6 protein-coding genes are annotated in these 4,137 nt (G+C 66.6%); all 6 read right to left on the bottom strand.

Annotation, left to right across the window (positions count from 1 at the left end; genetic code table 11):
- The coding region (locus VMR03_RS13740) for a nitroreductase family protein (protein WP_325406166.1) at nt 1-118 on the bottom strand (118 nt) is incomplete at its 3' end.
- Nucleotides 119-253: 135 nt separating this feature from the next.
- Nucleotides 254-1,291, bottom strand: a complete 1,038-nt coding sequence (locus VMR03_RS13745) for an acyl-CoA dehydrogenase family protein (protein WP_325406158.1) — start codon at nt 1,289-1,291, stop codon at nt 254-256.
- Between the two features lie 10 nt (nt 1,292-1,301).
- Complete coding sequence (locus tag VMR03_RS13750) at nt 1,302-2,444, bottom strand: acyl-CoA dehydrogenase family protein (protein WP_325406160.1); 1,143 nt, start codon at nt 2,442-2,444, stop codon at nt 1,302-1,304.
- 167 nt (nt 2,445-2,611) lie between these two features.
- Nucleotides 2,612-3,415 (bottom strand): SDR family NAD(P)-dependent oxidoreductase, encoded by an 804-nt coding sequence (locus VMR03_RS13755; protein WP_325406162.1) that lies wholly within the window; start codon nt 3,413-3,415, stop codon nt 2,612-2,614.
- Nucleotides 3,416-3,546: 131 nt separating this feature from the next.
- Nucleotides 3,547-3,759: a hypothetical protein gene (locus VMR03_RS13760; RefSeq protein ID WP_325406163.1), complete on the bottom strand. Its 213-nt coding sequence runs from the start codon at nt 3,757-3,759 to the stop codon at nt 3,547-3,549.
- Between the two features lie 86 nt (nt 3,760-3,845).
- Nucleotides 3,846-4,106 carry a hypothetical protein gene (locus VMR03_RS13765; RefSeq protein WP_325406164.1) on the bottom strand — a complete coding sequence of 87 codons (261 nt, stop codon included), beginning with the start codon at nt 4,104-4,106 and terminating at the stop codon, nt 3,846-3,848.
- Between the last annotated feature and the right edge of the window lie 31 nt (nt 4,107-4,137).

The following is a 4,137-nucleotide window of genomic DNA, read 5'->3' on the forward strand; positions in this document are numbered from 1 at the left end:
CGCCCGACGGCGACCACTTCGCGCCATCGAGAATGGCCCTGACCGTCGCCTCCGGCACCGGTCTGTCGAGAAACGCCCGGCACGAAATCCGCGTCTTCAGGGCTTCGGTTACGTTCATTGTGTGGCTCCCGTTTTTATCTGCTGTCACCCCGGGCTTGTCCCGGGGTCCAGGGGCCGCTCGCTCCGACTATGTTGCCCCTGGATCCCGGCACGAGGCCGGGATGACAGCGGGCGGAGAGCGCACCCGTTCTCTTCACCGTCCCGTCACGTAAGGCCACAGCTCATCCGCGCCCCGCGCCAGCGTCTCGCGGCCGAGCCAGTCGGCCCACTCCGCGCCCGAGCCGAACTCCGCCCGCCACGACCAGAGCCGCCGCGTCGCGAAGTGAAGCCCGTGCTCATAGGTAAAGCCGATCGCGCCATGCACCTGATGCGCGATCGAGGTCGCGATGCTCGACGCATCGTCGGCCCTGACTTTCGCCACCGCGATCTCGAACGCCGCCGCGTCGCCTGACGTCACCTTGTCGGCCCGCGCTGAAGCATGCGCCGCTGCGATGCCGACGGCGGCGGCCTGCGTCGACAGCACGGCGAGTTGCTGCTGGATCGCCTGGAACTTGCCGATGGGCTTGCCGAACTGCGTCCGCTCGTTCGCATATTGCACCGACTGCCGGATGAGATAGTCGAGCGCACCCGCCATCTGCACCGACCGCGTCAGCGCGCCGTAAAGCCTCACCGCATTGCCCGGCAAGCCGGCCCAGCCCGTATCGACCACCACATGATCGAAGCTCAGCGTGTCGCGCGGCTCGCGCGCGAGGTTCTGGCCCTTTTCGATCCGCGCATATTGCAGCGACGCCAGCACCGTCTCGACGCCCCAGCCGCTTTCGACCAGCGTCACCGCGTGAGACGCGTTCCGTCCCCATGGCACGGCCCGCGCGACGCCGGAAAGCCGCCCGTTCTCGAGCGTGAAGTCGCCTTCCATCACCGTGACGACACCGTCCGGGATCGCGATCCCCGCGCGGCCCAGCATGAAGCCCGCCAGGATCGCCTCGGCGAGCGGCACCGGCGCGGAGGCAGCCCCCGCCGCCTTCAGCACGACATAGGCGTCTTCCCATGTCGCGCCCGCGCCTTCCTGCGCTTCCGGCACGAGGATGCGCGTCATGCCGCTCTCGACCAGCGCCTCCCACAGCGCGGCCGGCCAGGTGCCATCCTCCGCCTGCCGGATCGTGTCGGCGGTAACGAGATCGTCGAGCAGCTTCGTGATGCTGTCGTTGAGAAGCGTCTGCATTTCGTTCATGACCTTCTCCTCACCGCAATCCGAGCCCGCGGGCGATGATGCCGCGCAGGATTTCGCGTGTGCCGCCCCTGAGCGAGAAGGACGGCACGGTCTGCGTCAGATAGCCGAGCACCTCTTCGTAGTCGCTTCCGCCGCCAATCGTCGGCGCGATCCCAAGCAACTCATGCGCCTTCACCGGCATGTCCTGCTCGAAGACGGCGCCGAGGTCTTTCACGACGGAGGCTTCAAGCGCCGGGTTCTCGCCCTTGTCGAGCATGCCCGCGACGGAGAGCGACATCTGTCTCAGCGTCACCAGATGCGCGACGAGGCGCCCCACTTCGCGGGCGCCTTCCGCGCCGCCGCGCTTCTGCAGTTCACGGATCATCTCGACCATCAGCAGGAAGCTCGACAGATAGCGTTCCGGCCCCGACCGCTCGAAGGCGAGCTCCGCCCCCACTTGCGCCCAGCCCGAACCTTCCGACCCCACCAGCATATTGTCCGGTACGAAGGCGTCCTGAAACACCACCTCGTTGAAATGCGAATTGCCGGCGAGATCCCTGATCGGCCGGATCGTGATCCCGTCGGTGTTCTTGAGATCGACGAGGAACTGAGTCAGCCCCGTATGCTTGTCGGCGCTCGTGCGGAAAAGCCCGATCATGTAGTGCGCGTGTTGCGCGCCCGAGGTCCAGAGCTTGGTGCCGTTGACCCTGTAGCCGCCCTCGACCTTCTCGGCCTTCGTCCGCGTCGCCGCGAGATCGGACCCCGAATCCGGCTCCGACATGCCGATGCAGAAATAGCATTCGCCGCGCGCGACCTTCGGCAGGATGAGCTGGCGCTGCTCTTCCGTTCCGAAGTTCAGCAGCAGCGGCCCCGACTGCCGGTCGCCGATCCAGTGCGCGCCGACGGGCGCGCCGGCGGCCAGCATTTCCTCGAGCACGACATAGCGGTCGAACGCGCTCCGCTCATGCCCGCCATATTGCTTCGGCCAGCGCATGCCGATCCAGCCCTTTGCGCCCATCTTGCGGCTGAATTCGGGATCGGAGCCGGACCATGTCTGCGCCCGCGTGACGAGCGGCACATGGCGCAACTCCTCGGCGAGAAAGGCCCGCACCTCCGCGCGAAGCCCTTTTGTCTCCTCCGGCAGCTCGCAGAGATCGAAACGGAAGGTCTGCATGTTCCTGGTCTTTCAGAATGGCCGCTATCTCTACCCAAACGACAACGTCATCCCGGCCTTGTGCCGGGATCCAGGGGCCGCTTGCGCCGCGCCTGCCGCCCCTGGGCCCCGGGACGAGCCCGGGGTGACATCGCCCGGGGTGACATAGAATGTGAAACCCATGTCCATCACACCACCAGCGCCGTTGTGCCGCCGTCGATGCGCAGGTTGAGCGCCATCAGCGCGCCGGCGCGCGGGGAGGCGACGAAGGCGACGAGGTCCGCGACCTCCGCCGGCAGCGTCACGCGGCCCGTCAGATTGTTCATGAAACTCTTCAGCACATGCGGCTCGATCTCGTCCCATGTCGTGCCCCAGCCCTTCTCGTATCCTTGCGCGAGGAAGCGTTCTTCGACTTCCTTCGTGCGGATGAGACCGGGACTGACGATATTGACCGTGATGCCCGTTCCCGCGAGGTCCTTCGCGAGGCTCACCGTCATGGTCGCGAGCGCGCCCTTCGCCGCGTAGTAATGCGGCATGCGCGCCGCGGGCTCCGTCGAGCCGATCGTGCCGAGCATGATGACGCGGCCCCAATGCTTCGCCTTCATCGCGCCGACGCAGAGCCGCGTCATGCGCACGGCCGACAGCACGTTCTTCTCATAAGCGTCGATCCAGTCGTCCGTCTCCGAACGCGACCAGGAGCCCGCTTCCGCAACGCCGTAATTGTTGACGAGAATGTCGATCGCGCCCGCCGCCGCCACGGCCGCGTCGTAGGCCGCCTTCGCGCCCTCGTCCGCGGTGATGTCGCCCGCGACGCCGACGGCATCGCCGCCCGCATTCACGATGTCGGACACGGTGGCCGCCGCCTCGCCCTCGGCAAAGCCATGCACGACGACGCGCGCGCCTTCGGCCGCGAGCCGCTCCGCGATGGCGCGCCCGGTACCCCGGTGCGATCCGGTGACGAGCGCCGTCTTGCCTGCGAGCTGAAGATCCATGCCGTTTCCCGTCCTGCCGCATTCCGCGGTTCTATGCGCCTGCATATTTGGCGTGCCAGCATATTTGGCGTGAACACGTGCATGCGGCAAGCGCTCAAATGAGCACAGCGCATCTTCAGAAAAGACGAATGTCAGAATTCCGCTGCGGTAACCGACGCGATCGACGACGTGCTGAAAAGCTCGGGGAAATTGCGGCCGGTATAAACGCCCGCCGCGAAGATCAGCAGCGTCGCCAGCGCGAGGCCGAGGAACCGCCCATATGAGCGTCTCGGCCTGGTCTCCGCGAAGATCATCCTGCGCGAGGAAAACATGCGGCGCGAGGAGAAGATGCGGCCACGAGCCATGAAGCCTCCTCATCAAGACAGGTGAAGCAACGGATGTCGCAGGGCCCCTCGCCCTTTATAGGGGCTGAGGAGCGGGGCGTCACCCCTCAACGCGGCAGCCGGAGCCGCAGCCCGTTCGCCGGCCTGTCCTTCGCAAAGCCCACATTGAGGGCGAGAATGTCGATGAGGCGATAGAGCCGCCCCAGCGCCCCGCCGCCGTCGCGCGGCGTCGGCGTCAGCGCCGCCACCGCCGAGGCGATGCCGACGACATGAAGCCCCATGTCCAGAACGAACCGGACCGCCTCCATCAGATCCGCGAGCGTCAGCCCATGGGCCGCGATGCTCGCCGTTGCCGAAAACTCGAACATGATACATCTCCCTTTCTCCACCGCGTCATCG

Origin of the sequence: Parvibaculum sp., assembly GCF_035511255.1 — a bacterium.
Taxonomy (GTDB): domain Bacteria; phylum Pseudomonadota; class Alphaproteobacteria; order Parvibaculales; family Parvibaculaceae; genus Parvibaculum.

Bases quoted from the DNA above. Each gene is read 5' to 3' on its own strand.
- VMR03_RS13745 (WP_325406158.1), bottom strand. From the start codon at position 1,291: ATGAACGAAATGCAGACGCTTCTCAACGACAGCATCACGAAGCTGCTC.
- VMR03_RS13750 (WP_325406160.1), bottom strand. From the start codon at position 2,444: ATGCAGACCTTCCGTTTCGATCTCTGCGAGCTGCCGGAGGAGACAAAA.
- VMR03_RS13755 (WP_325406162.1), bottom strand. From the start codon at position 3,415: ATGGATCTTCAGCTCGCAGGCAAGACGGCGCTCGTCACCGGATCGCAC.
- VMR03_RS13760 (WP_325406163.1), bottom strand. From the start codon at position 3,759: ATGGCTCGTGGCCGCATCTTCTCCTCGCGCCGCATGTTTTCCTCGCGC.
- VMR03_RS13765 (WP_325406164.1), bottom strand. From the start codon at position 4,106: ATGTTCGAGTTTTCGGCAACGGCGAGCATCGCGGCCCATGGGCTGACG.